The 24,985-nt window shown below is 70.6% G+C and carries 19 protein-coding genes and 1 pseudogene; 6 read left to right on the top strand and 14 right to left on the bottom strand.

The annotated features are described in order from the left end of the window. Nucleotides 1–464: 464 nt before the first annotated feature. Nucleotides 465–743, bottom strand: a complete 279-nt coding sequence (locus ACH492_RS32095) for a hypothetical protein (protein ID WP_398991678.1) — start codon at nt 741–743, stop codon at nt 465–467. 14 nt (nt 744–757) lie between these two features. Between ACH492_RS32095 and ACH492_RS32100 the strand changes: the two genes are divergently transcribed. Beyond that, complete coding sequence (locus tag ACH492_RS32100) at nt 758–1,177, top strand: CBS domain-containing protein (RefSeq protein ID WP_398991680.1); 420 nt, start codon at nt 758–760, stop codon at nt 1,175–1,177. 923 nt (nt 1,178–2,100) lie between these two features. Here the strand turns inward: ACH492_RS32100 and ACH492_RS32105 are convergent. The 10 genes and pseudogenes from ACH492_RS32105 to ACH492_RS32150 form a co-directional block, all read right to left on the bottom strand. Further along, a pseudogene (locus ACH492_RS32105) lies at nt 2,101–2,289 on the bottom strand (hemerythrin domain-containing protein); the annotation flags it as partial. Nucleotides 2,290–3,200: 911 nt separating this feature from the next. Continuing rightward, nucleotides 3,201–3,563: a hypothetical protein gene (locus tag ACH492_RS32110; protein WP_398991682.1), complete on the bottom strand. Its 363-nt coding sequence runs from the start codon at nt 3,561–3,563 to the stop codon at nt 3,201–3,203. A 345-nt stretch (nt 3,564–3,908) separates the two neighbouring features. Next, complete coding sequence (locus tag ACH492_RS32115; RefSeq protein ID WP_398991683.1) at nt 3,909–5,432, bottom strand: aldehyde dehydrogenase family protein; 1,524 nt, start codon at nt 5,430–5,432, stop codon at nt 3,909–3,911. Between the two features lie 142 nt (nt 5,433–5,574). Then, nucleotides 5,575–7,137 carry a GMC family oxidoreductase gene (locus ACH492_RS32120; protein ID WP_398991685.1) on the bottom strand — a complete coding sequence of 521 codons (1,563 nt, stop codon included), beginning with the start codon at nt 7,135–7,137 and terminating at the stop codon, nt 5,575–5,577. A gap of 23 nt (nt 7,138–7,160) precedes the next feature. Continuing rightward, the gene (locus ACH492_RS32125; protein WP_398991688.1) at nt 7,161–8,756 is read right to left on the bottom strand and encodes an APC family permease; all 1,596 of its coding nucleotides are present in this window, start codon (nt 8,754–8,756) and stop codon (nt 7,161–7,163) included. After that, nucleotides 8,753–10,222 carry an aldehyde dehydrogenase family protein gene (locus ACH492_RS32130; RefSeq protein WP_398991690.1) on the bottom strand — a complete coding sequence of 490 codons (1,470 nt, stop codon included), beginning with the start codon at nt 10,220–10,222 and terminating at the stop codon, nt 8,753–8,755. The genes ACH492_RS32125 and ACH492_RS32130 overlap by 4 nt, the downstream gene beginning before the upstream one ends. A 186-nt stretch (nt 10,223–10,408) precedes the next feature. Then, nucleotides 10,409–11,662: a GAF domain-containing protein gene (locus ACH492_RS32135; protein ID WP_398991692.1), complete on the bottom strand. Its 1,254-nt coding sequence runs from the start codon at nt 11,660–11,662 to the stop codon at nt 10,409–10,411. Between the two features lie 57 nt (nt 11,663–11,719). After that, entirely contained in the window at nt 11,720–12,301 is a 582-nt protein-coding gene (locus ACH492_RS32140; RefSeq protein WP_398991694.1) for an N-acetylmuramoyl-L-alanine amidase, read from the bottom strand. 176 nt (nt 12,302–12,477) lie between these two features. Then, the gene (locus ACH492_RS32145; RefSeq protein WP_398991696.1) at nt 12,478–13,818 is read right to left on the bottom strand and encodes an SWF or SNF family helicase; all 1,341 of its coding nucleotides are present in this window, start codon (nt 13,816–13,818) and stop codon (nt 12,478–12,480) included. Then, the gene (locus tag ACH492_RS32150) at nt 13,815–16,751 is read right to left on the bottom strand and encodes a DEAD/DEAH box helicase (protein ID WP_398991698.1); all 2,937 of its coding nucleotides are present in this window, start codon (nt 16,749–16,751) and stop codon (nt 13,815–13,817) included. The genes ACH492_RS32145 and ACH492_RS32150 overlap by 4 nt, the downstream gene beginning before the upstream one ends. 281 nt (nt 16,752–17,032) lie before the next feature. Here ACH492_RS32150 and ACH492_RS32155 point away from each other — a divergent pair, with 281 nt between their 5' ends. After that, the gene (locus tag ACH492_RS32155) at nt 17,033–18,112 is read left to right on the top strand and encodes a fatty acid desaturase family protein (protein ID WP_398991700.1); all 1,080 of its coding nucleotides are present in this window, start codon (nt 17,033–17,035) and stop codon (nt 18,110–18,112) included. Nucleotides 18,113–18,181: 69 nt separating this feature from the next. Continuing rightward, nucleotides 18,182–18,364 (top strand): hypothetical protein, encoded by a 183-nt coding sequence (locus ACH492_RS32160; protein ID WP_398991701.1) that lies wholly within the window; start codon nt 18,182–18,184, stop codon nt 18,362–18,364. Between the two features lie 192 nt (nt 18,365–18,556). On the opposite strand, the gene ACH492_RS32165 is transcribed toward ACH492_RS32160, so the two are convergent. The 3 genes from ACH492_RS32165 to ACH492_RS32175 all read right to left on the bottom strand — a co-directional run bounded on the left by ACH492_RS32165 (nt 18,557) and on the right by ACH492_RS32175 (nt 20,908). Continuing rightward, a complete protein-coding gene (locus ACH492_RS32165; RefSeq protein ID WP_398991703.1) occupies nt 18,557–19,360 on the bottom strand; it encodes a hypothetical protein in 804 nt (267 codons plus the stop codon). A 464-nt stretch (nt 19,361–19,824) separates the two neighbouring features. After that, nucleotides 19,825–20,130 (bottom strand): hypothetical protein, encoded by a 306-nt coding sequence (locus ACH492_RS32170; protein WP_398991705.1) that lies wholly within the window; start codon nt 20,128–20,130, stop codon nt 19,825–19,827. 178 nt (nt 20,131–20,308) lie between these two features. Further along, complete coding sequence (locus ACH492_RS32175) at nt 20,309–20,908, bottom strand: class I SAM-dependent methyltransferase (protein WP_398991707.1); 600 nt, start codon at nt 20,906–20,908, stop codon at nt 20,309–20,311. Nucleotides 20,909–21,058: 150 nt separating this feature from the next. On the opposite strand from ACH492_RS32175, the gene ACH492_RS32180 reads away from it, so the two are divergent. From ACH492_RS32180 to ACH492_RS32190, 3 genes are read left to right on the top strand one after another with little or no spacing between them, the layout of a single operon-like run. After that, nucleotides 21,059–21,895 (top strand): MHYT domain-containing protein, encoded by an 837-nt coding sequence (locus ACH492_RS32180; RefSeq protein ID WP_398991709.1) that lies wholly within the window; start codon nt 21,059–21,061, stop codon nt 21,893–21,895. Nucleotides 21,896–21,942: 47 nt separating this feature from the next. Next, nucleotides 21,943–24,564, top strand: a complete 2,622-nt coding sequence (locus ACH492_RS32185) for a nitrate- and nitrite sensing domain-containing protein (protein ID WP_398991712.1) — start codon at nt 21,943–21,945, stop codon at nt 24,562–24,564. After that, nucleotides 24,561–24,983 (top strand): roadblock/LC7 domain-containing protein, encoded by a 423-nt coding sequence (locus ACH492_RS32190; RefSeq protein WP_398991714.1) that lies wholly within the window; start codon nt 24,561–24,563, stop codon nt 24,981–24,983. Before ACH492_RS32185 ends, ACH492_RS32190 begins: the two co-directional genes overlap by 4 nt. The last annotated feature ends 2 nt before the right edge of the window (nt 24,984–24,985 follow it).

The raw sequence follows: 24,985 nt of genomic DNA on the forward strand, positions 1-24,985 counted from the left end.
CGGTTTCCGCCGCCGCCCAGCAACTGCACTGGAGGCCGCTGGCGGCTGCAGACCCAGGCGCACCCCGACGGCTGATCCGACCGGCCAGCAGATGACGGCCATCCCATCAGGTCGGGGTCCGCTCAGGGCAAGCAGGTTTGTCTTCCTTTCTCGCTGGCCGGTGGATCTGACGTCGCGGTGGATGAGACCCGCGTCGTGCGCCCCGTTCAGGGCCTCCGCGACGCAGCCCGCAACGTGCAGCGCTTCGGGAAGAGCCGGCGATCCGGACTCCAAGGAGGCGCTGAGCGGCTTACCAGGCCCGGCCGGTCCGGGAAGCGTGGCGCTCGTCTGACAGCTCGCGGCGCTCCTGGGCGCGACAGATACCGGGCCATCTCTCCCGGGAAGCGATCCACTCCTGGCGGGCGTAGGCGCGGACCGCGTCTCGCTCGGCGTCGGTACAGCCGTTCTCCTGAACCGGCGGAACGTCACCGGTGGGGCTGGTCCCGTGCCGGTGGGTGGCGAGCGAGCTCGTCGGCTACGTCGTAGCCGTCGGTGCGCAGCTCCACATCCTTCGGCGCCGGGCTGCGGACGCCCTCCTGGTAGGGACGCGGCAGGTAGCTGCCGTGCCCGTGAAGGCACGGAGGGTACTCCGGGGCGTCTTCCCACAGCTTGCGCTCGCTGAGCTTCGTGGGGAAGCGCGTGGAATGCGTGGTGTGGGTACCCGAATCGTCCGGCTCGCTCGAGCGGGCCGGATTCCTTGCCATACGAAGGAGGAGTGATGGCCAAGCAGGTCCGCGAGATCATGACGGGCACGCCTGCCTCGGTGGGACCGCAGACCTCGGTGACCGAGGTCGCCCGCCGGATGCGTGACGAAGACATCGGGGCGGTTCTCGTCGTGGAGGACGAGAAGTTGCGCGGTCTGGTCACCGACCGGGACCTGGTGGTGCGGGTCCTGGCCGAAGGCCGCAACGTCGACGAGGCGACCGTGTCGCAGGCGTGCAGCGCCGACCTGGTCGCCGTATCCCCCGACGACGACATCGACCGAGCCGTGCAGTTGATGAGAGAGCAGGCAGTGCGCCGGCTACCGGTCGTGGAGAATGAGCGCCCGGTGGGCATCGTCTCCCTCGGCGACCTGGCCATCGAGCGCGACCCCAGTTCCGCGCTGGGCGACATCAGCTCGGCTGAACCCAACCAGTGAAACGCCTCGGAAGCCTGCAGGGGACCAGCATGCAGCCCTGGCAGGCCGGCCGTCATGCTGGCTGCGACATGCCGACAGCTCGCCGCGAGTAGTCCTCGCCGATTCATGATCATGTCTGCCGGGTTTCGTGCCAGCCGCCAGGGGCACCCGAGGGATGCGGTTGAGCGGCCGCGGTGAAGAGGGACAAGGGCACGGAGTGCGGGCTCCGTGCCCGGCCCCGCCAACCGCCCGCGAGGGTGGAACATTCACCGCCGGTGCGCCGCTCACGGAGGCCCGGGCAGCCGCCTTTTGGTTTCGAAGGTGTACGCCTGCTCGGCAAGAACCTTGTCGTCGGCGTCGCTCAGCTGCCCGGGCTTCGTAGAGCCCCTGCGCGCCCGGTCCACGGGGCATCCGCTCGGCAGAAAGCACAACCTCATAGGGCCCCTCCGCTCTGAAGTCCCCCAGGAACACCTCGCGCCTGGCCACCACCGCACCCTCTTGGGAAAGCAGGACTGCCCCGGCACGGCGGCAGCGGTATAGGAACTTCCTCGTACCCGACCTGCACGCGGACCGGCCGCGCCGTCTGATCTTCTGGTGGCCCGTTGATGGCGGACCCCCTCTCTTGGTCGCAGGCGGTCAACTGGAGCAGACCCCTCAGCTCGCCGGGAAGAGCGGGAACGAAGCCCGCGACCTCGATCATCACTCACACGAGCCCCTACATCAGTGCGGCATGACACGACACCCCTGCGTTAGCCGGCTGTAGGAGAAAGCGACTTATTGCAGCGAAGGCAACGACGGACACAGGGGACGGAACCGCGATCGGCGTCGGCCGCATCATCGGCTCGTGGGTTGGCCGTTGACCTCATCCTGGGCAGTACCTACGCCATCTACCGGTTCGGCCGCAGGCCGCGAACCTGACCGTGGATGCCCGGCGGCCCCGGCGGTTACTTGCCGCGGCCGGTGACGAAGTCGCGGGCGCGGTCGACCAGACCGGTCCCCGGTGCCAGGAGCTTGTTGCCGGGCGGGGTGCTCGGGGCACTCGGGTGGGGCCGTGTGGGGGCGAGCTTCTTCGCCGTGCGGATCTTGTCTCCCAGTTCTTCCAGATCGCCGGGTGTGCATGCGGCGCGCAGCTGGACGAGGTGTCTCAGCGTCGGCGGATGGCACCAGTGGAGAACCACCGCACCAACGATGAGGCGAGGTCCACGGCCATGCGAGTCTCCTCGACGGTCTGCTCTTGGGTGGCCTGCTGACCACAGTGGCGGCTGATCTGTCCTTCCTACAGCAGCAACCTCCTCGACCGGACCAGTCTCCAGTCCCTCAGCGCCGGTCTTCCCCAGCAGTACGACCTCCAGCTTGTGGCCGATCTGCGGCAGTTGACCGAGCATTCGTGCCCAGGGTGGCCTTCTGGTTCTTCGGCTCCAGCGTGGCCTGGGTGGCGGCCGCTGCCTTGATCGCGTCGTTGTACAGGCGCGCACCGGAACCGGACGAAGGCGTACGCCGGGTGGTACGCGCGCAGTTGGGCACCGGCACAACCCGCGGTCGGGCTGCTCGGCCGCGTGGGCGGCGGCTCGCAGCAGCGCGGTAACCGTGCCATCGACCCGGCGAATCAGGGCACGGCCGTCGGGCGCTGGGCTTCTGCTGCTTTTGCGGTGCAGCGTCCGCATCGTCTGCAGCGGGCTGGAACCGCCGGTCGGCATACCGGTGGGTAGCAGGTCTTAGGGCATCGACTTCGGTTGTTGAACGCCCCGGATCCTGCGTGACGAGAGGTGTGTGCCTGGGGAGCTACAAGCGTGCCTCTCGGAGGCAACAGGGGAGGAGAGATACGTGGGCTTACGGAATGTCCCGCTGAAGTGGTCGAGGAAGCACCGCGCGAGCCTGGAGAAGGCCGCTGGTGTGGCCAATTGTCGAGCTGCTGTGCATGGCCCTGACGTGGGGGCTGCTGCACACCCAGGCTGCAACCCGTTCAGCACCGTGACGTTTTGGCCGATCAGCACAGCATTGTCGTCCCAGCGGAGGGGTTACCTGCCAAGGGCGCCACCTCCGGTCAGGGCGATGTGGTGACCCCGTCGAGCCCCTTCCCCAGCCGATCCATGTCCTCTTGGAGGTCGGTCAGTTCCTCTCGCCTGTCGGCCAGTTCCTCTTCGAGGCCGATGCTGCGCTCGTCGTAGCTGTCGCTGAGAGTTTCAAGCCACTCGGTGGTGGCTTCGCCGGTGAGGCGTTCGACGGTCTTGTCGTCGAGGCCCTCGCATGCGGCCGGGCGTTTGCCTTCCTTGACGGTCTCGGTGGGTTCCTTGGGTTGCTGGAGCAGGTCGGCTTTGCAGGCGTCTGGGTCGGCGGAACTGCCGGAGCAGGCGGTGATCGTGGCGAGGAGCAGGGCCGCGGCGATGGCGGCGGTTCGGATGCGCATGAATCCCCCGATGCGGTGAGGGTGGGCCACTGGAGCGGCGGAGCTCATTCCCCTCCGGAGCACCGCCTCGTGAACGACGTTAGGGCGGGGCAAGGCATTCCACCAGCGACCGGATTGCATGGGATCTATGCGCCCGAGGAATGTGTGGGGGAAGATGGTGAACCGGAGGAGGTTCTTCGAGGCGGTAGGAACGTGTTCGAGGCCGACGGCACTGCTGCCGCTGACGCCGCCGCTCGACGCCATCCCCGCGACCCCGCTCATGCAGCGCGTGACCGAACGGTATTCGGAGGTCCACCGGTTACGGGACTGGGAGTTTTACCAGTTCAGGCGCCCTTTTCCATGCCTCTAGAAGAAGCCCAGCTTCTTCGGTGAGTACGACACCAGGAGGTTCTTCGTCTGCTGATAGTGCTCCAGCATCATCTTGTGGTTCTCCCGGCCGATCCCGGACTGCTTGTAGCCCCCGAACGCCGCATGCGCCGGATACGCGTGGTAGCAGTTCGTCCAGACCCGCCCCGCCTGGATGGCGCGCCCCGCTCGGTACGCCGTGTTGATGTCCCGCGTCCATACGCCCGCGCCGAGCCCGTACAGCGTGTCGTTCGCCGTCTTGATCGCGTCGTCGAAGTCCGCGAAGGACGTGACAGCGACGACCGGGCCGAAGATCTCCTCCTGGAAGACCCGCATCCGGTTGTCGCCCTCGAAGACCGTGGGCTGGACGTAGTAACCGCCCGCCAGTTCGCCGTCGTACTCGATTCGCTGACCGCCCGTCAGGATCTTCGCGCCCTCCTGCTGGCCGATGTCCAGATACGAAAGGATCTTCTGGAGCTGGTCGTTGGAGGCCTGTGCGCCGATCATCGTGTCGGTGTCCAGGGGGTGGCCGGGCACGATCTGTTCGGTGCGGGCGATGCCCGCCTCGAGGAACTCGCTGTAGTGGCCGCGCTGGATCAGTGCGCGTGAGGGGCAGGTGCACACCTCGCCCTGGTTGAGGGCGAACATAGTGAAGCCTTCGAGCGCCTTGTCGCGCAGGTCGTCGTCGGCGGCCGAGACGTCGTCGAAGAAGATGTTCGGGGACTTGCCGCCGAGTTCCAGGGTGACCGGTTTGATGTTCTCGGAGGCGTACTGCATGATCAGCCGCCCCGTGGTGGTCTCCCCGGTGAACGCGATCTTCGCGACGCGCGGGCTGGACGCGAGCGGCTTGCCGGCCTCCACGCCGAAGCCGTTGACGATGTTGACGACTCCCGGCGGCAGCAGATCGGCGACCAGGCTCAGCCAGAAGTGGATGGAGGCCGGGGTCTGTTCGGCCGGTTTGAGTACCACCGCGTTGCCCGCGGCCAGTGCGGGTGCCAGCTTCCAGGTGGCCATCAGGATCGGGAAGTTCCAGGGGATGATCTGGCCCACGACGCCGAGCGGCTCATGGAAGTGGTACGCGATGGTGTCGTCGTCGACCTCGCTGAGCGAGCCTTCCTGGGCGCGCAGGGCGCCCGCGAAGTAGCGGAAGTGGTCGATGGCCAGCGGGATGTCGGCGGCCAGCGTCTCGCGGACCGGCTTGCCGTTCTCCCAGCTCTCGGCGACCGCCAGCTCCTCCAGATGGGACTCCATCCGGTCGGCGATCCGCAGCAGGATCGTGGCGCGGTCGCCGGCCGAGGTGCGGCCCCAGCCGGGCGCTGCCGCGTGCGCCGCGTCCAGGGCGCGCTCGACGTCCTCGGCGGTGCCGCGGGCGATCTCGGTGAAGGGGCGGCCGTTGACCGGGCTCGGGTTCTCGAAGTACTGGCCGCGGGCCGGTGGTACGTATTCGCCGCCGATCCAGTGGTCGTAGCGGGACTGGTACGAGACGAGTGCGCCGTCGCTGCCCGGCGCTGCGTATCGGGTCATCTCCATGGCCTCCCGGTGAGGGTGCCGCCCGCCTTTGGACGGCGCTCGCCGCGAGGCTAGGAGCCCGGACGTTGCAGCCAGGTTGCACGGTGTATGGCACGACGTGTTGCACAAGTACGACGGCCGGTCAATTGATCGTCACTCAGGCCGACTTGATCAGATCCGCGCACTTCTCGCCGATCATCATCGTCGTGATGCACGGGTTGGCCGTCGTCAGGATCGGCATGATGGACGCGTCGGCCACCCGTAGCCCGCTGACGCCCTTGACCCGCAGCTGCGGATCGAGCGGCGCGTCCGCGTCGTCCGCCGCGCCCATCCGAACCGTGCCCGCCGGATGGTAGACGGTGTTGTGGGTCTCGCGGATGTACGAGAACAGCTCCTCGTCGGACTGCAGCGCCTGCCCGGGAGCGAGCTCGTTGCCGGCCCACTCCGCCATCGGGGCCTGAGCGGCGATCTTGCGCGCGAGCCGAAGGCCGTACGTCATCACCCTCATGTCGTGATCGTGCGTGAAGTAGCGCGGGTCGACCTTCGGTTTGTCCCGGAAGTCACGGGTACGCAGCCGCACCGTGCCCATCGAGCGGGCGCGGGTGACGTTCGGGGTGAGACAGAAGGCATTGTCGGACGTCGGGTAGCCGCGCCGGTAGGTGTTCATGTCGAACGGCACCGAGCCGTAGTGGAACATCAGGTCGGGCCGGTCCAGGCCCGGTTCCGTGTCGGCGAAGATGCCGATCTCCCACCACTGCGTGGACGAGGTGACCATGGGCTGCTTCGCCTCCCACATGATCACGCCCTCCGGGTGGTCCTGGAGACGGGAGCCGACCCCGGGGGAGTCGACCCGCACATCGACACCGCACTCCCGCAGATGCCCGGCAGGTCCGATGCCCGACAGCATCAGCAGCTTGGGCGAGTCGATGGCGCCGCAGGAGACGATCACCTCGCGGCGCGCCGAGACCGACCCGCTGTGAATGCTGTCGGGCTCCAGGTACTCGACACCCGTGCAGCGCCCGTCCGCGCCGAACAGCAGCCGCTTGGCCCGCAGTTCGGTGCGCACTTCCAGGTTCGGCCGCCGGCCGAGAACGGGGTGCAGACAGGACACGGAGGCGGACGAACGGGTGCCGTCCGGACGGGCGTTGATCTGGAACCAGTTCGCCCCGCGCACCACCGTGGTGCCGGTGTTGAACGGTGTGGTGGGGATGCCGACCGCCTCGCAGGCGGCGAGCAGTGCCCTGCCGCACGGGTCGTTCGGCGGTACGGTGCGGATGGTGACAGGGCCCGAGCGGCCATGGTGCTCCCCGGGCGCGTCATTGCTCTCCAGGCGCTGGTAGAGCGGGAAACAGTCCTTGGCGCTCCAGCCCGTACAGCCCATCGCGCCCCACTCGTCGAGGTCCTCGGCCGGTGCCCAGAAGGCGATGCAGGAGTTGTGCGACGAGCAGCCGCCGAGCACCTTGGCCCGGGCGTGCCGCAGAAAGCTGTTGCCGTTCTCCTGCGGTTCCACCGGATAGTCCCAGTCGTAGCCGGACTCCAGCAGGGCCATCCAGCGGTCGAGCCGGAGGATGTTGTCGTCACCGACGTCCGAGGGCCCCGCCTCCAGTACGCAGACGCTGACGTCCGCGTTCTCGGTCAGGCGCGCGGCGATGACGGCGCCGGCCGTGCCGCCGCCGACCACCACATAGTCGAACTCGTGGGCGGGGCTCTGTGCGGACATCGCATCTCCAGGATCGAGGGAGGTCAGGAGGTGGCGGGCGGCGCCGCGTCCTCGACGACGGCCCGGTGCTCGGCGAGTACGCCGGTGCGGTGCCGCTGCACGAACCAGTAGTAGGCGAAGCCGCCGAGGGCGACCGCGCCGACGAACAGGAACGCGCCCCAGCGCAGATACCAGTGCTGCGGACCGGTCGCGTTGTAGACCTCGGCGCGTGGCCAGGCAAGGTTGATCGACATTGCCGCGCCCCACAGCACGGCCATGATGTTGACGGGCAGTCCGAACCTGCCGAGCGAGAACTTTCCCTCGGCGGGCTGCCAATTGCCGCGCAGCCGCTGGATCAGCATGGGCGTGGTGACCAGGAGATACGCCACGTAGATCATGATGATCGCGATGCTGGTGATCACCGAGAAGATCTGCGGCTGGTTGATGTTGATGACGAGGATGACGACACCCACGACACCGATCACTACGGCGGGCACCACGGGCGTCTTGAAGCGCGGGCTGACCCGCGCGAGCAGCGAGCCCGCGGGCAGGTTGTTGTCCCGGGCCATGGCGAACATCAGCCGGATGCCGGCGGCGTGCACGGCAAGTACACAGACCGTGATCGCGATGACCACGCACCACAGGAAGATCTCGCCGATCGTCGAACCGAGCGTCTCCAGGACCACGTACTGCAGACCGGCCGTGGACAGTTCCTTGGCGAACAGATCCGGCACCGCCATGAGGGCGAAGAGCAGGATCAGACCGCCGATGATGAAGGACGCGATCAGGGCCCGCAGGATGGCGCGGGGCGCGTTGCGGCTCGGGTCGTGCGACTCCTCGCCGAGCGACGACGCCGTGTCGAAGCCGTACATCACATACGCCGAGGCCAGCGACGCCGTCAGGAACGCGCCGAAGTAGCCGAGGGTCTGGCCGCTGCCGAGCCCGTACGTCTCGGTCAGGACGCTGCTGGGACCGCGGGTGATGTGTGCCGCCAGGAAGACGATGAGTGCGACCGCGGCAACCAACTCGATGAACACACCCGCCGAGTTGATGCGCGCCATGAGTTGGACACCGAAGGCGTTGACCACGGTGGAGAAGAGGATGAGCACCGTGCCGAGGAGAACGGCGTTGGCGGCCGCGTCGGTCTTGCCGCTCCCGTCACCCACGAACTGGAACCAGTCGTCGATCTGCGGCAGCGTGATCTGGTAGGCGAGCGCCACGGCCGACAGTGTGACCATGGTGGCCGTCATCATCATCCAGCCGCCGAGCCAGCCGATGTGCGGGCCGCCCATGGTTTTGGACCAGTTGTAGACGGACCCGGCGACCGGGTAGCGGGCGGCGAGCTCACAGAAGCACAGCGCCACCATCAGCTGGCCGGTGAAGACCATCGGCCATGACCACCAGTACGCCGGGCCGCCGAAGCTGACGCCGAAGTAGAACAGCTGGAAGGTGCCGGTCAGGATCGAGATGTAGCTGATCCCGGCGGCGAAGGTGTGGAAGTTGCCGAGAGTCCGTTTCAGTTCCGGGCGGTAGCCGAGTACGCCGAGCGCATCGTCGTCGTCCTGGCTCTGGGTCCGGGCGGCGCCGGCGGGTCCCATGGGTCCGGTGGGGTCCTGCCCTGGGCCGGCGTCCATGCTCATGCGAACCACCTCTGGGGGCGGGGGGCGAGGTTGCGCCAGATGTGCTTGGCTTCCTGGTACTCCGCGAGACCCGCGGGGCCCAGTTCGCGGCCGAAGCCGGACTGTTTCATACCGCCCCACTCGGCCTGCGGGACGTAGGGATGGAAGTCGTTGATCCATACGGTTCCGGCGCGCAGCTGGGAGGCGACCCGGTGCGCCCGGCCGACGTCCTGCGACCAGACCGCCCCGGCCAGCCCGTAGACGGTGTCGTTGGCGAGCGCGACCGCCTCCCTCTCGTCGCGGAACCGCTCGACGGTGAGCACCGGGCCGAACGACTCGTCGGTCACCACCGACATGCCCGGTGTGCACTCGTCCAGCACGGTCGGCGGGTAGTAGAAGCCGTCCTGAAGAGCCGGGTCGTCGGGCCGCGCCCCGCCGCAGCGCAGCACCGCGCCCTCGGCGATGCCCGCCGCGACATAGGCCTCGACCTTTTCGCGATGGGCGGCGGAGATCAGGGGCCCCGTGCGGGCGTTCTGGTCGAACGGGCCGCCGAGCCGGATCTCCTGCGCCTGCGCCACCACCGCGTCGACGAACGTGTCGTGCAGCTCTTCCTGGACCAGCAGCCGCGCACCGGCCGAGCAGACCTGGCCGGAGTGCAGGAACACCGCCATCAGCGCGTAGTCGACCGCGGCGTCAAAGTCGGCGTCGGCGAAGACGATGTTGGGGTTCTTGCCGCCCAGCTCCAGGGCGACCTTCTTCACGGTGGGCGCGGCGGCGGCCATGATGCGGCGCCCGGTCAGGAGCCCGCCGGTGAACGACACCAGATCGACCCGCGGGTCCGCTGTGAGTGGCGCGCCGACCATGGGACCCGCACCCAGCACCAGATTGGCCACCCCGTCCGGCAGCCCCGCCTCGGCCAGCAGGCGCATCAGAATGATCGCGGTGTGCGGGGTCAGCTCGCTGGGCTTGAGGACGAAGGTGTTGCCCGCGCCGAGCGCCGGGGCGACCTTCCAGGCGGTCTGCAGCAGCGGATAGTTCCAAGGAGTGATCAGCGCGCATACGCCGACCGGCTCGTGCACCACTCGGCTGTCCGCCTCCGGATTGCCGGTGTCGACGATCCGGTCGCTGCCGCCAGAGGCCGTCAGATTGCCGAAGTAGCGGAAGCACTTGGCGATGTCGTCCATGTCGTACTCGCTCTCCACCAGCCGCTTCCCGGTGTCCAGGGATTCGGCGCGGGCGAGTGCGTCCTTGTCGCGTTCCAGCAGGTCGGCGACGCGCAGCAGCAGCCGGCCGCGCTCAGCGGCCGGGGTTCCGGGCCACGGTCCGCGGTCGAAGGCGTCACGGGCCGCGGCGATCGCCGCCGCGGCGTCCTTCGGCCCCGCCTCGTCTACGGTCGCGACAAGGGTGCCGTCCGCAGGGCAGCGGATCTCACGAACATGCCCGTCGACCGCGGCGGTCCACTTACCGCCGATGAACAGCTCCGGCATGAGGACTCCTCCGGCTTCGGATGAGCGGGCACCCGACACGGGCCCGGCCGGGCCATGCCCCGTGGTGCCTCACCCATTGACAGTAAGGAGATCGGGCCCCTTTCGCAGTGCGGGAGCCGTCATCAGATGGGGAAAATCTCCGCCCGTGTGTTCGAATGCGGTCCGGTGCGCGCCGGGCGGCAGCCGTCACGACCCCTGCGAGGCATCCAGTTCGTGTACGCGCGCGAGCGCGGACGGGCGCTGCTGTACGGGGAGTGCGGCGGCCAGCGCCCGCCACACCGGGAGGTCGTCCTCGCCCCACGGGCTGTACGCCCAGTCCGCCAGCAGCCCCGGATCGCCGCGCGCGATCAGCGCCGCCCGCAGCTGGTCCTCGAGACGGCGGCGCAGCCGTGCCACCGCGGGCGCCTGCGAGGCGGGCAGCAGTGGACCGGCGTACGCGCTCAGCGCCCCGGTCACCGCCCCCGACGCCAGCCGCCGAGCCACCGTGCCGAAGTCCGCGTCGACGGGTACCGCGAGCCGGTACGGGCGCGAGCGCAGCAGCTCAGGGCCCAGCAGCCCGCGCAGCCGGGACAGCTCCGCCCGCAGCGTCACCGGGGTGACCGACTCGTCCTCGTACAGCTCCATCAGCAGCTCGTCGCCGCCGACGCCCTCGGGGCGGTGAGCCAGCACCACGAGGATCTCGCTGTGCCGGCGGCTCAGGCGCACCTTGCGGCCGCCCGCCATCAGCAGTGCCTCGTCCCGCCCCAGCGCCGACAGCTGTACCCGGCCGGTGGCGGGCGGCGGGGCGAGCAGCGCCAGCTGTGACTCGGCGGCCCGTGCCACCGCCCCCACGAACGCGAGACTGTGCGGATGCGCAAGCCGGTTCCCGCCGGTGATGTCCACCGCGCCGAGCAGCCGCCCGGTGGCCGGATCGTGGATCGGGGCCGCCGCGCACGTCCAGGCCTGCACCGGCCGCCGGAAGTGCTCGGCGGCGAAGACCTGCACGGGCCGGTCCACGGTGATCGCTGTGCCCGGGGCGTTCGTACCGGCGACCGCCTCGGCCCAGCGGGCACCCGGCACGAAGTTCATCCGGTCCGCCTTCCGGCGCGTGGCGTCAGGCCCTTCGACCCACAGCAGCCGACCGTGCGCGTCGCACACCGCGACCAGATGCTCGCCGTCCATGGCGTACGCACCCATCAGCTCCCGCACCAGCGGCATCACCCGCGCCAGCGGATGACTCCCGCGGTACGCCGCCAGCGCGTCGGCGTCCAGCTCGACGCCCGCTGTGCCCTCCGGGCTGACACGGGCGCGCGCCGAACGCCGCCAGGAGTCGGCCACAACGGAACGGACCGGCCGTTCGACCCGTCCCGCGGTCAGATACGAGTCGTACGCCCTGCGCAGCACGGCGATCCGCTCCGTCGGATCCGCGCCGGACTCAAGGGCCACCCATGCGTCGCTCACCTCGGCCTCCTGAGCCCATCGTGACCCCATCGGCGAATGGCGACAAGCGTCCCCGCGTCAGGCGAAGTTGACCAGGCGGATATAGCGCGTCCAGTCCCACAGCGGGCCCGGGTCGGTGTGGGTGGCGCCGGGCACCTCATTGTGGCCGAGGATGTGCGCCCGGTCCTTGGGGATGCCGTACCGGTCGCAGACCGAGGCGGTGAGCGCCGCGGACTGCTCGTACAGTGCGTGCGTGAAGTACTTCGGCTGGTCCACCCAGCCCTCGTGCTCGATGCCGACGCTGCGCGTGTTGTAGTCCCAATTGCCCGCGTGCCAGGCGACGTTGCGTTCCTCCACGCACTGCGCGACAGCGCCGTCCGACGAGCGCACCACATAGTGCGCGGAGACCTTCTTCGCCGGGTTCTGGAAGATCCCCAGCGTGACGGCGAAGGTCACCTGCGTCACATGGATGATCACATACTGCACCGGATACTCCGAAGGACGGCTGGAGACCGTGTAGTTGGAGGCAGAGGCCGGCGCCCAGTGCGCTGACCGATAGTCGGTGTTCGCCCGGGTGGACGCATACGCACGGGCGGCGGGCAGCAGCACGCCGGCGGTGGCCGCGGCGGCGGCACCCTGAATCAGTTGTCTACGGTCCATGACGGCCTCTCCTGGTGGGGGGCGGGGGCATGTGGATCTCCCGCCGCACCAGCTCCAACTACCATGGCCGGGACGGGGTTACGTGACCGGGAGGGTGCTGCCCACGAACCGCCGTACCGGGACGAACGTGGACGTCATCCGTGCATTCATCCGCGCACCGGCCGTTGCACGGCTGTTCAGCCGGCTTCGCCCAGCGCGCGGGTACCGCCGAGCGCGCCGGTCAGGGGCGGCGTGCCGGTCTCGCCCGTCTCGCCCAGGACACCCGCCAGCACCGCCGCCGGATCGTGGTCCGCGGGCCCGGCCGGCGCCCAGCGGCCCCGTTCCTTGCGGTACGGCCACCAGCGACCGTCACGCCCCAGGCGCAGCTGCGCCTCCGCGCCCACCACCGTCCAGCGGGCCGGGCCCGTCGCCCGCAACTGCGGCCGGTCCGCCTCCTCCCATGCCTCCGCCAGCGCTGTACTCGCCCGCGCGAGGACCTCGGGCTCCGGCGTCCACTCCTCATCGAGCGCCGAGAGCGCGGCCACACCACCGAACTGCCAGGCGCGTACGGCGAGTTCCAGCTCGGCGCGCTGCCGCGCCATGCCCGCGGCCAGACGACCCGCGATCGCCGGTGAGGGCGCCGCGGACGCGAGCCGCACCGCATCCTGGTCCCGGTTCAACTCGGGCTCAGGCGGCTGAAGCCCGTGCCCGGGCGAGAGCGCCTCCGTGAGCATCCGGTGCGCCCGCGCCGCCGCGTCCGCGGCCAGGAACTCCAGTGCCGCGGGGTCGACACCGGCCGCCGGAGCGGTCTCGGTGTCCAGGGCGGGCGGCAGGCCGGGCTCGTCGGGCACCGGTGGGGGAGCGGGCAGCGGCGGCAGGATGTCCCGCGCCGCGAAAACCTCGTCGGCCCGCACACCCACAGGCCGCTCACTCTTGTGCTCCGGCGCCGCCGAGGCAGTCGCCCGAGCCACGCTCCGTATCTGCAACTCGTCCAGCAGCCTGCGCTCCCCGCGCCCGCGCATCAGCAGCAGCACGAACGGATCCTGGTCCAGGAGCCGCGCCACCTGGTAGCACAGGGCCGCCGTGTGCGGGCAGTGGTCCCACGCCTCGCACGCGCACTCGGGCTCCAAGTCGCCGATCCCCGGCAGGAGTTCGACCCCGGCAGCCGCCGCGTCCTCCACCAGGTGCGGCGGCATCTCCCGGTCCAGCAGCGCCGCGATGTGCCCCGCACGGTCGACCGCCATGTCCAGGAATCGGTCCCACTCGGCCTCGGTCAGCTCCTGCAGCAGCACATCGCTGCGCTGCGCGGTGCCGTCCCGGTCCCGGACGACGGCGGTGATCCGCCCGGGACGCACCGACACCGCACCGACCGCGCCCTCGCGCGCATGCCTGCGGCCCCGCTTCAGCTGCTCGCCGTCGAGCGCCGTGTCCTCCAGCGCCTTGAGCCAGGCCTGGCCCCACCATGTTTGCGCGAAACCACGTCCGCGCGCCGGCGGCAGTGCGGCGAACGTCCGCTCCATCTCGTCCCCGCCGCTCATCGCCCGCTCCCTCGCAGCTCCACCAGATCCGCCAGCTCGGCGTCGGTCAGTTCCGTCAGCGCGGCCTCGCCGGAGCCGAGTACCGCGTCCGCCAGCTCCCGTTTGCGCGCCAGCATGTCCGCGATCCGGTCCTCGATGGTCCCCTCGGCGATCAGCCGGTGGACCTGCACGGGGCGGTGCTGGCCGATGCGGTACGCGCGGTCGGTGGCCTGCGCCTCGACCGCCGGGTTCCACCAGCGGTCGTAGTGCACGACATGCTCGGCACGGGTGAGGTTCAGCCCGGTGCCCGCCGCCTTCAACGACAGCAGGAAGACGGGCACTTCACCGTCCTGGAAGCGGTTCACCATCGCCTCGCGCTCGGCGATGGGCGTGCCGCCGTGCAGGAACTGGGTACGCACCCCGCGCGCCGCCAGATGCTGTTCCAGCAGCCGCGCCATCTGCACGTACTGGGTGAAGACCAGCACGCTCGCGTCCTCGGCCAGGATCGTGTCGAGCAGCTCGTCCAGCAGCTCCAGTTTCCCGGAGCGGCCGGCGATCCGGGGCCGCGCCTCCTTGAGGCCGTGCTCCTTGAGGCTGTGCTCCTTCAAATACTGCGCCGGGTGGTTGCAGATCTGCTTGAGCGCGGTGAGCAGCTTCACCACCAGGCCGCGCCGCTCCATGCCACCGGCCTCCGAGATCGCGGCGAGGGTCTCGCGTACCACCGCTTCGTACAGTCCTGTCTGCTCCTTGGTCAGTGACACGGCTCGGTCGGTCTCGGTCTTGGGCGGCAGTTCGGGGGCGATGCCCGGGTCGGATTTGCGCCGACGGAGCAGGAACGGCCGTACCAGCGCGGCCAGTCGCCGGGCGGCGGCGGGATCGTTGCCGCCCTCAACCGCCTGCGCATAGCGCGTACGGAAGGTGCCGAGCCGGCCGAGCAGCCCGGGTGTGGTCCAGTCGAGGATCGCCCACAGCTCGGACAGGTTGTTCTCCACGGGCGTGCCGCTGAGCGCGACGCGCGCCTTTGCGCCGATGGTGCGCAGCTGCTTGGCGGTGGCGGAGTACGGGTTCTTGACGTGCTGCGCCTCGTCGGCGACGACCATGCCCCAGGGCACTTTGGCGAGGACCGCGGCGTCCAGGCGCATCGTGCCGTACGTCGTGAGTACGAACTCGCCGTCCGCGAGCGCGTCGAGACCGCGCGAGGCGCCATGGAAGCGCCGTACCGGTGTGCCCGGGGCGAACCTCTCGATCTCGCGGTGCCAGTTGCCCATCAGCGACGTCGGGCAGACGACGAGCGTGGGGCCCGCTGTCGACGCGTCGGTCTGCCGGTGCAGATGGAGCGCGATGAGCGTGATGGTCTTGCCCAGGCCCATGTCGTCGGCGAGACAGCCGCCGAGGCCGAACGAGGTCATCCGGTTCAGCCAGTTGAGGCCGCGCAGCTGGTAGTCGCGCAGCGTCGCGGCGAGCGCGGCCGGCTGGTCGATCTCCTGCTGTCCGCCCTCGGGGTCGGCGAGCCGGTCGCGCAGCCGCGCCAGCCACCCGGATGCATGTACGTCGACGCGGCGGCCGTCGACCTCGGTGGAGCCGGTCAGCGCGGCGCCGAGCGCGTCGACCGGAGTCAGCTTGCGGTCCTGGCTCTCGCGGGCGCGCCTGGCCTCCTCGGGGTCGATGAGTACCCACTGGTCGCGCAGGCGCACGATGGGCCTGCCGGCTTCGGCGAGGCGGTCCAGCTCGGCGCGGGTGAGCTGCTGATCGCCCAGCGCGAACCTCCAGTTGAAGGCCAGCAGAGCGTCTGCGGAGAGGAAGGAGGGCAGACCGGAATCGTCCTTCCGCGGGCCCTTGGTCTCCGCTTCGGGCTCCGCTCCCGTCTCCGCCTCCTCGGGTGGGCCGATCACGGCACGCGCGGTGAGTTTGCGCGCCATCTCCTTGGGCCAGTGCACCTGCACGCCGGTCGTGGCCAGTGCCCTGGCCGCCTCGCCGAGGAGCTCGGTGACCTCCTCGTCGGCGAGCTCGATGGCGTCCGGCACGGCGGCGTGGAGCAGCGGGGTGAGCGGCGTCCATGCGCGGGCGGCGCGGCGCAGCGCCAGTAGGGCGTCCATCCGGGCGCGCGGCCCGAAGGCCGTCCCCGAACGGGCTGCCCAGACGTCGGCGGCGTCCATGACGACGGTCGGGTCGCTGACACTGTGCATCTGCAGGACTGCACGGAAGACCGGGTCTTCGCCGGTGCCTTCGCCGTCCGTCTCGACCTCCGCCAGCCCCGGCAGTTCGACGCGCAAGGAGAGCCGTACGCCCGCGTCGTGCCCGGCGGCGACGTCCGCAGCCCAGGCGCGCTGGTCGGGGAGGTGCTGAGGCTCGGGCGCGGCGAAGGCGGGGCTTCCGGTGGCGAGCGGCGCGGCGGGGGTGCGCGGCAGACCGTCCGCGACCGCGTCCAGAAACGCCCGCAGCAGCCGCTCCGGTTCGGGCAGCAGTACGGGATCGGCCGCTTCGTCCAGCGGAACGGCGTGCGCGGCCGGCGGCATCGATGCCGCGAGCGTACGCACCCGCTCCAGATCCTGCGCGGTGAGCGGGCCGACCCGCCAGGCGTCGTGATCGGCGTCGGTCAGCCCTGGCAACAGCAGCCCACGTGCGGCGAGTTGAAGGGCGAGGACGGCCGCCGCGCCCCAGAAGGCGGCCGCGGGGGAGGCGTCCGCGCCGGCCCGCGCCCTGGTGAGGACGGGCAGCGCGTCCCGTACCGGCAGCAGCAGCGCGCGTACGGACTGCGGGCGGGCGTCGTCGCCGACCACGGTGAGTGGCTCGACGGGGTGCGGGCGTGGTCCGGGCGCGGCCGGGGGCTCGTCGCCATCGGGACACCAGAAGGCGACGCGTCCGGTGCGGGACGGGTCGGCGGGCACGAAGACCGCGGAGCAGCGGGTGAGTTCGGCGACCGGGGAGGGCGTTGCCGCGGGGGCCATGTGCACAGCTATGACGCATTCCTCAAATTTGACTACTGCGGACCGAGCCGCCGAGAGTACTCCACGCCGGACACCGGTCGGATGCGGCAGGGCCGTGACGTATCTCACTACGAGCCGGCGGGGGTGTGCAGGACGGGGGTGTAGTCAGCACCACCCTTGGCCCATGGGCTTTCCTCCGCCGAAGACCGGGTGCTGGCGTCATGGCCGCGAAGGGGCACGGGAACGTACGTTTGCTGAGGTCAACGCAGAAGCAAATCTTCGCACGGCCTACAGACCGGAGTCCCCTCATGCCCCAGGCCACCGCCACCCTCGCACCCCCTGCCCCTGTCGAGGGAGCGCGGCGGAGCACCGGGAGCGACTTCGCGCCTCTCCTGCGGCAGGTCAAGGAGCAGGGTCTCCTGGAGCGCCGCACCGGCTGGTACACACGCGGCATCACCGTCAACCTGCTCGGCCTCGCCGCCGTGATCACGGGCATGACGCTGATCGGCGGCTCCTGGTGGGTGCTCCTGCTCGCGCCGCTGCTCGCAGTGGTGTCCGCCCGTACCGCCTTCTTCGGCCACGACGCCGGACACGCCCAGATCACCGGCGCCCGCCGGGGAAGCCGGGTCATCCAGCTCATCCACGCCAACGTGCTCCTCGGCATGAGCCAGGAATGGTGGAACGACAAGCACAACCGGCACCACGCCAACCCCAACCACACGGACAAGGACCCGGACGTCGCCGCCGAGGTCCTGGTCTTCACGCAGAAGCAGGCCGAGGGCCGCGCCGGGATCCGCGGCTGGCTCACCCGCCACCAGGCCTGGCTGTTCTTCCCGCTGACCACCCTCGAAGGCATCGCGCTCAAGGTCTACGGATTCCAGGCCGTCTTCTCCAAGGAGGCGGGCGCCCGCCAGCCCAGGCGCGAGCGCGCCCTCGAGGGCCTGCTGCTGCTCGCGCATGTCGGCGCCTACGTCACCCTGCTGCTGACCACCATGCCGCTCGGCCACGCCATCGTCTTCGCGCTCGTTCACCAGATGCTGCTCGGCCTCCACCTGGGCATGGCCTTCGCGCCGAACCACAAGGGCATGGAGGTGCCCGACGAGCAGAGCGGCGAGCGCTGGGGCCATCTGCGTCGGCAGGTGCTCACCTCCCGCAACATCCGGGGCGGCCTGGTCACGGACTGGTTCCTGGGCGGCCTCAACTATCAGATCGAGCACCACCTCTTCCCGAGCATGCCGCGTCCCCACCTGAGGCTCGCCCAGCCGCTGGTACGCGCCCACTGCCGCTCGCTCGCCGTCGTGTACACCGAGACGGGGCTGGTCGACTCCTACCGGCAGGCGCTGACGCACCTGCACAAGGTCGGCGAACCGCTGCGCGCGGACGCATAGTGGAACCGTGAGACGTGCGTGCACGTTCTCATGCCAGGAGCGGCCAAGGCCGCGAAGGAGGCGTCGAAGATGTCGACACGAACAAAGCTCGTCATAGGGGGAGTGGCCGTCGGCCTGCTCCTGATGCCGCTGATCGGATTCTGGTGGGCGCTGCTGGTGGTGCTCGGAGTGCCCGCGGCGGCGTATCTGATGCTGGACCCCAGCCAGCGCCGCAGGCTGCGCCGTGCCTCCCGCAAGGAGATCGGCCGCTGATCCGGAGCCCTCGGTCCACGCCTGCGCCAGGGCGGTAGCCGGGGGACTGACATGCGCGCGCCTGACCCCGCCGCTGGAAGCGGTGGGGTCACCCGCGTTTATCGCTTCGCAGCTTCCCCACACCGCCTACCAAGGCAGCCCCGGCGATCAGCACCGGATCGCAGTCGCCAAGGGGTACAGCCGGCCGGGGGCTCAGGCCGGGCGCACGGCCATCTTGTCCAGCGCCTCCAGCAGGGCCGGCAGTTCCGGTCCGCGGCCCACCGGCAGTACCTCGCACGGCTCCTCGTCCAGCAGCACGAAAGCGATGTCGTCGGTCCTGGCCACCAGGGACCAGCCAGGACCGTCGGCGCGCAGCGTCCGGGCCCCGCCGGGTGCGAAGGTGGAGCGGACCCGTCCGGTCGGCGGAGGCGACGCCACATAGCCGTGGGCCTCCTTCAGCACCCGCCGTACACCTTCGTGCGACTGCTCCCGATCGTCGTCGGGCGTGTCCGACGACGCCAGCACCTCGTCGTCGTCGAGCTGCTGGCGCCACTCCGCCCACTGGAGCGCGATCTCGTCGGCCCCCAGCCGGCGCTGCGCGGGCCCCCACACGTCAGTGTCGGGCGGCGCCAACGGTGGCCGGTCGCCCTCCTCGGGCGCGGGATCGTGGGGCGCGGGCACGCCGGGCGCCGCGACCGCGACGGCCAGCGGCCAGCCCGGGAGTGCGGCGACCACCGTGCGCTCGCTGGGGGACAGGTCGTACTCCATCCCGCAGTCCCAGGACGCGATCGCGACGGCGACGAGCGACACATCGTCGACCACGACCGTCCACCGCGCGCCCTCGGCGTCCTGGCCGAGCACGAGTCCGTACCCCTCGGCGTACGGCTCGAGGCCCAGCGCCGCGCAGGCGGCCGGGAAGTCGTCGCCGAGCACGCTCGGGAACTGCGCCGGCGTCAGCAGGACCGCGGTCAGCACATACAGCGCGTCGTCGTCGACGGCGTCGTCCGTCCCGGCCACGTCACCCTCCCCCATCCGAACGTTCGTCGGCGCACCTTAACCAGTGGGTAACCCGGTAGTCGAGAGCCTGCGTGGCGAAAATGACTCGGCCTGTTCCGCGCCGGGGTCCTAGCATCTCCCCATGCCCGCAGCCCGTCACCACTTCGTCTGCCTGCCCTGCCGGACCTCTTTCAAGAAGGCGCCGGACTACGCGAGGGTCCGTACGGACCTTTGCCCGCGATGCGGCGGCTTGTTGCTGAACGCGGGCTCGGCCCTCGCGGTGCCGCGTCGCCGTGACACCGCCGGCTGGCGCGCGCTCTCCGCCGTGCTGAGCGCGGGCCTGCGCTTCCGGCAGGGCTGCTGCGGCGGCCCCGGCTATCGGCCGCGTACCGTCCGCGAGGTCAAGGAACGCCTTGCCTACGCCGAGCGCACCGGACTGACCCCGGCCCAGGCGCTCGCCCGCTACGACCTGTCCCTGACCGACGTCACGCGGCGGGCAGGCCGAGGAGACTACGCGCCACCGTCTGCGGGGACTCGTCCCGCTCGCGGGCGAGGGCGATGACCGCGCGGCAGGCCAGCTCGTTGATCCCGAAGGAGAGCGCCTCGGGGGACACCCAGGTCACCGCCTCGTCTATCTGCTCCTGATCGTCCTCCGCGCACCCCGACACATAGACGGCCGCGGCCTCGAAGATGTTGTGCTGCCGCGGCGGGACCCGGCCTGCCGCCGTCCCGTCGGGGTCCTCGGGGCGGTACGCGAGGAACTTGCGGAGCCTGCGGAGTCTGTTGAACACCCGGACCACCTCTCCCCAGGGCGGCGCGTCCGCCGCCGATCTTCCAAGTCTGTCATTGCTGCGCGGACTTGGGCCTGTTGCGTCAGTGCCGGCGTCCCGGGGCGATGGACTCGATCGTGGTACGCGGCCACTTCAGCTCCGCCGATCCGGAGGAGTGCGTAGAGGCCGTGGCGGCGGCTCAGTCCTGACGGACGGCCAGTGCGAGGAAACGGGCGTCCTCGTCGACGTACGAGATCATCCGCCAGCCCGAACCGGCCAGCAGCGGACGGAGGACGGGCTCGGCGCGCAGATCGTCGTCGGTGATCTGCCGGCCCTGGCGGGCAGCGAGGGCCGCGCGGCCGATGGGGTGGAAGAGCGCCAGCCTTCCGCCCGGCCGCACCACCCGGGCCAACTCTCGTAGATTCACGTCCGGTTGGGGCAGGTGCGCGATCAGGCCGGCGGCGAACACGGCGTCGAGTGACCCGGTGCGCAACGGCAGCCTGGCCACATCTGTGAGCAGCAGCTGCCCGCTGCTGCCTCGCCCGGCGCGCAGTGCCTCATCCAGCATCGCGGGTGTCAGATCCGCCCCGATGACCATGCCCTGCGGTCCCACGGCGGAGCGCAGGGGCGGCAGCGCGCGGCCCGTGCCGCAGCCCGCGTCGAGCACCGCGTCTCCGGGGCGCAGCCCGAGCTCGGCGACGGCGGCGGCGTACGCCGGGCCGTCGTCGGGGAAGCGCCTGTCCCAGTCCGCGGCGCGGGCGCCGAAGAACTCCTGCACATGTGTGTGATCGTCGGCCATGAGGACATGATCCCCCAGCGGCTCACCGAACCTACGGTGCACATGTTCGAGCGCTGCACGATCGTTCTGAAACATCTCTCTGTCATATTCCATCAGCTTTCGAAATGCGCCCCTTGCGCGCGCCCCCTGCGGGTCTAGCGTCCCTGAGCCATGGGACACCTGGACCACGCGGCCCTCGGCTTGCTGACTCCCGTGCTGTCGTACGCGATGGCCGTCATCGGCGCCGCCCTCGGGCTGCGCTGTACCGTACGCGCGCTCGACGCGAGCGGTCATTCCCGCCGCAACTGGCTGATCACCGCCGCATCGGCGATCGGCACCGGCATCTGGACGATGCACTTCGTCGCGATGCTCGGATTCGCAGTGCGCGGCACCGACATCCGTTACAACGTGCCGCTGACCATCCTCAGCCTGCTCGTCGCCATGCTGGTCGTCGGCGCCGGAGTGTTCTGCGTCGGCTTCGGCCGCGACCGTGCCAGGTCGCTCCTGGTCGGCGGGCTCACCACCGGGGTCGGCGTGGCCAGCATGCACTACCTGGGCATGGCCGCCCTCCGGCTGCACGGCACAGTGCACTACGACCCCCTGCTCATCGTGCTCTCGGTCGTCATCGCCGTGGTCGCCGCGACAGCGGCCCTATGGGCGGCGCTCAACATCAAGTCGCCGATGGCGGTCGCGGTCGCCTCGCTGGTCATGGGCGCGGCGGTCAGCAGCATGCACTACACCGGAATGCTCGCGGTCAGCGTGCGGGTCGAGCCTTCCGGCACCCAACTGCCCGGGGCCACGGCGATGCAATTCATCTTCCCCCTCGCCGTCGGCCTCGGGTCGTACCTCTTTGTCACGTCCGCGTTCGTCGCGCTCTCCCCGACGGCAGGCGAACGCGCCGCCTACACCTCGGCCGAGCGGCCGGCCGAAGCCGCTCCCGCCGGGTCTGGGGCGAGCACCGAACCCGCCGCGAGCACCACAGGCACCACGACCTCTGCCACCGCCTAGCCGGCCGGCTGCGGCACCCCCAGCCCGGTAACCGGAACGAGGAGGCCATGCGCACACCCCGCAGGATCCCGGGCGCCGACCCGACGGCGCCGTCGCCCCCACTGCCGCCCGCGCCCGCGTCGGCAGCCCGCGGACGACGCGCGCACGCAGGGCCGCCCGCAGTCGAACACACCGGACAGGAGCCACCGGACATACCCCCGGCCCCCGCTGTCACCCCCGGACGATGGCTGCCGCGCCCCAGAACCGTACGAGCGAAGATCATCTCCCTGCTGATGGTGCCGGTCGTCTCGCTGCTTGCCCTGTGGGGGTTCGCCACGGTCAGCGCCGCCCAAGAGGTGTCGCGGCTGACCCAGTTGCAGCGCGTCGACGTCCAGATCCGCGAACCCGTCGCCGCCGCCGTCGCCGCCCTGCAGGACGAACGGCGCGCGGCAGTACGTCAGGTGGCGGCTCCCTCGGACGAACGTGCCGCCGCAGTGCAGCAGGAGGCACGGCGGACCGACGCCGCCGTGAGCAAACTGCGCCTCGACGACCGGACGACGGTCGCCGCGGGCGGCGGCATCCCGGCCGGCGTGGCGGGACGGCTCGACCAGTTCGTCGCCCGCGCGGAGAAACTCCGCACCCTCCGTACCGCCGTCGTCAGCGGCAAGGCCCGCTGGAACACCACGTACGAGCAGTACACCGCCACCGTCACCGCCGCGTTCGGCGTCTGTGGCGCACTCGCCGGCATCCAGGACGCCGGACCGGGATCCGATGCCCGCGTGCTGCTGGAGTTCGCCCGGGCCGGCGAGATGCTCGCCCAGGAGGACGCGCTCCTCACCTCGGCACAGCTCAGCAACTCCATGGCCACGGAACGCCTGCGGCGGTTCACCGGAGCCGTCTCGACCCGCAGAAGCCTCACCGAATCGACCGTCACCGACCTGCGCGGACCCGACCGCGCCGCCTGGCTTGAACTCGCCAGGCAGAGCGCCTACCGGCAGCTGCAGAGGGCCGAGGACAAGGTGGTCACCGCCCCCGCAGGCCGCAAGGCGGCACAGATCGTCCCGGCCACGGCGTGGGACAACGCCCGTACCACCGTCGCGGACGGCATACGCGCCATCGAGACGGACGCCCGCGGCAGCGCCGCAGACAGGGCGGACCCGGTCACGGGAGGCATCCTCACTCCGGCAGGAGGGGCCGTGCTGCTCGGACTCGCCGCTGTCACCGCCTCGTTGATCATCTCCGTACGCACCGGCCGCGTCCTCGTCGTCGAACTGATCAGCCTGCGCAACGGCGCACTCAAGATCGCCCGGCACAGGCTGCCGCATGCCATGCGCCGGCTGCGTACCGGCCAGGAGATCGACATCCGGGCCGAAGCCCCGCCGGGTCCACCCGCCGAGGACGAGATCGGCCAGGTCGGCGAGGCGCTCGGCATCGTCCACCGGGCCGCGCTGAGCGCCGCGATCGAACGCGCCGAGCTCGCCGGCAGCATCTCCGGAGTCTTCGTCAACCTCGCCCGCCGCAGCCAGATTCTGGTCCACCGCCAGCTCACCCTGCTCGACACGATGGAGCGCCGCGCCGATGACCCGAACGAACTCGGCGATCTGTTCCGGCTCGACCACCTCACCACGCGTATGCGGCGGCACGCCGAGAGCCTGATCATCCTTTCCGGCGCCGCGCCCGGTCGCGCCTGGCGCATGCCCGTCCCGCTGACCAGCGTCGTACGGGCCGCCGTCTCGGAAATCGAGGACTACGCGCGCGTGGAGGTACGGCAACTCCCCGAGACCGCCGTGGTCGGCGCCGCTGTCGCCGACGTCACCCACCTGCTGGCCGAACTGGTCGAGAACGCCGCGCAGTTCTCCCCGCCCCACACCAAGGTGCGGGTCAGCGGCGAACCCGTCGGCAACGGCTACGTCCTGGAGATCGAGGACCGCGGCCTCGGCATGGGCAAGGACACCCTCGCCGAAGCCAACCGCCGCCTGGAGGAGTCCGAAGCCCTCGACCTGTTCGACAGCGACCGGCTCGGCCTGTTTGTCGTCAGCCGCCTCGCCCTCCGCCGCGACATCAAGGTCCATCTGCGCACCTCGCCGTACGGCGGCACAACCGCGGTCGTGCTGCTGCCGACCTCACTCCTGCAAAGCGCCCTGACCGCCCCGGCGGGCTCCCGCGGCGCTCCGGACCCCGGCCACGAGGCACCGCCCGCGCCGCCGGAACAAGGACCGCGCAGGACCGGCCCATCCGTCCCGGCCCCGGCCCACCGCCCGGCGCTCATAGCGCAGGCCGAGATTCCCACACCGCCCGGAGTCACCGCCCTGCGCCTGCGCGGCGCCCCGCCGCAGACCGAGAACGGCGAACTCCCGCGCCGGGTCAGGCAGGCGCACCTCGTCCCGCAGCTGCGCGAAGTGCCCCCGGCCCAGAAGCCGGAGGACCAGGCAACGGACGCGGAGGAATCCCCGGAACGCACCCCTGAACAGGTACGGGACCGAATGACGGCATACCGCAACGGCTGGACCAGGGGCGGCGGCGAGGCTCCAGGCCCGGCCGCGCGTGGCATGGCGGCACCTCGCCCGTCCGCACCTCGCCCGTCCGCGCCTCGCACGTCCGCGCCTCGCACGTCCGCGCCGCGCCCGCCCGCGCCTCGAACCGCCGCCCCCGGCACCGCCGCACCCGGCAGCGAAGGAGACAGACCATGACCGAGCACGAGACAGTCGAAGCCCGCCACACCTTGGGCGACCTCGACTGGCTGCTTGACAACCTCGTCCTGCGCGTGGGTGAGGTCCGCCACGCGGTCGTGCTGTCCAACGACGGCCTGCCGGTGGGCGCTTCGACGGCGCTGACCCGCGAGGACGCCGAGCATCTGGCAGCCGTCGCCTCCGGATTCCACAGCCTCGCAAAGGGAGTGGGACGCCACTTCCACGCCGGGGGCGTACGCCAGACGATGGTGGAGATGGATGACGGCTTCCTCTTCGTGGCGGCCGCGGGCGACGGGTCCTGCCTCGCCGTACTCACCTCCGTCGTCGCCGACATCGGCCTGATCGCCTATGAAATGGCGCGACTTGTCAAACGTGTCGGCGAGCATTTGCGCACCCCGCCGCGCATCATCGCGACGTGACC

The sequence above is a fragment of the Streptomyces sp. NPDC019443 genome, assembly GCF_044389785.1.
GTDB lineage: Bacteria > Actinomycetota > Actinomycetes > Streptomycetales > Streptomycetaceae > Streptomyces.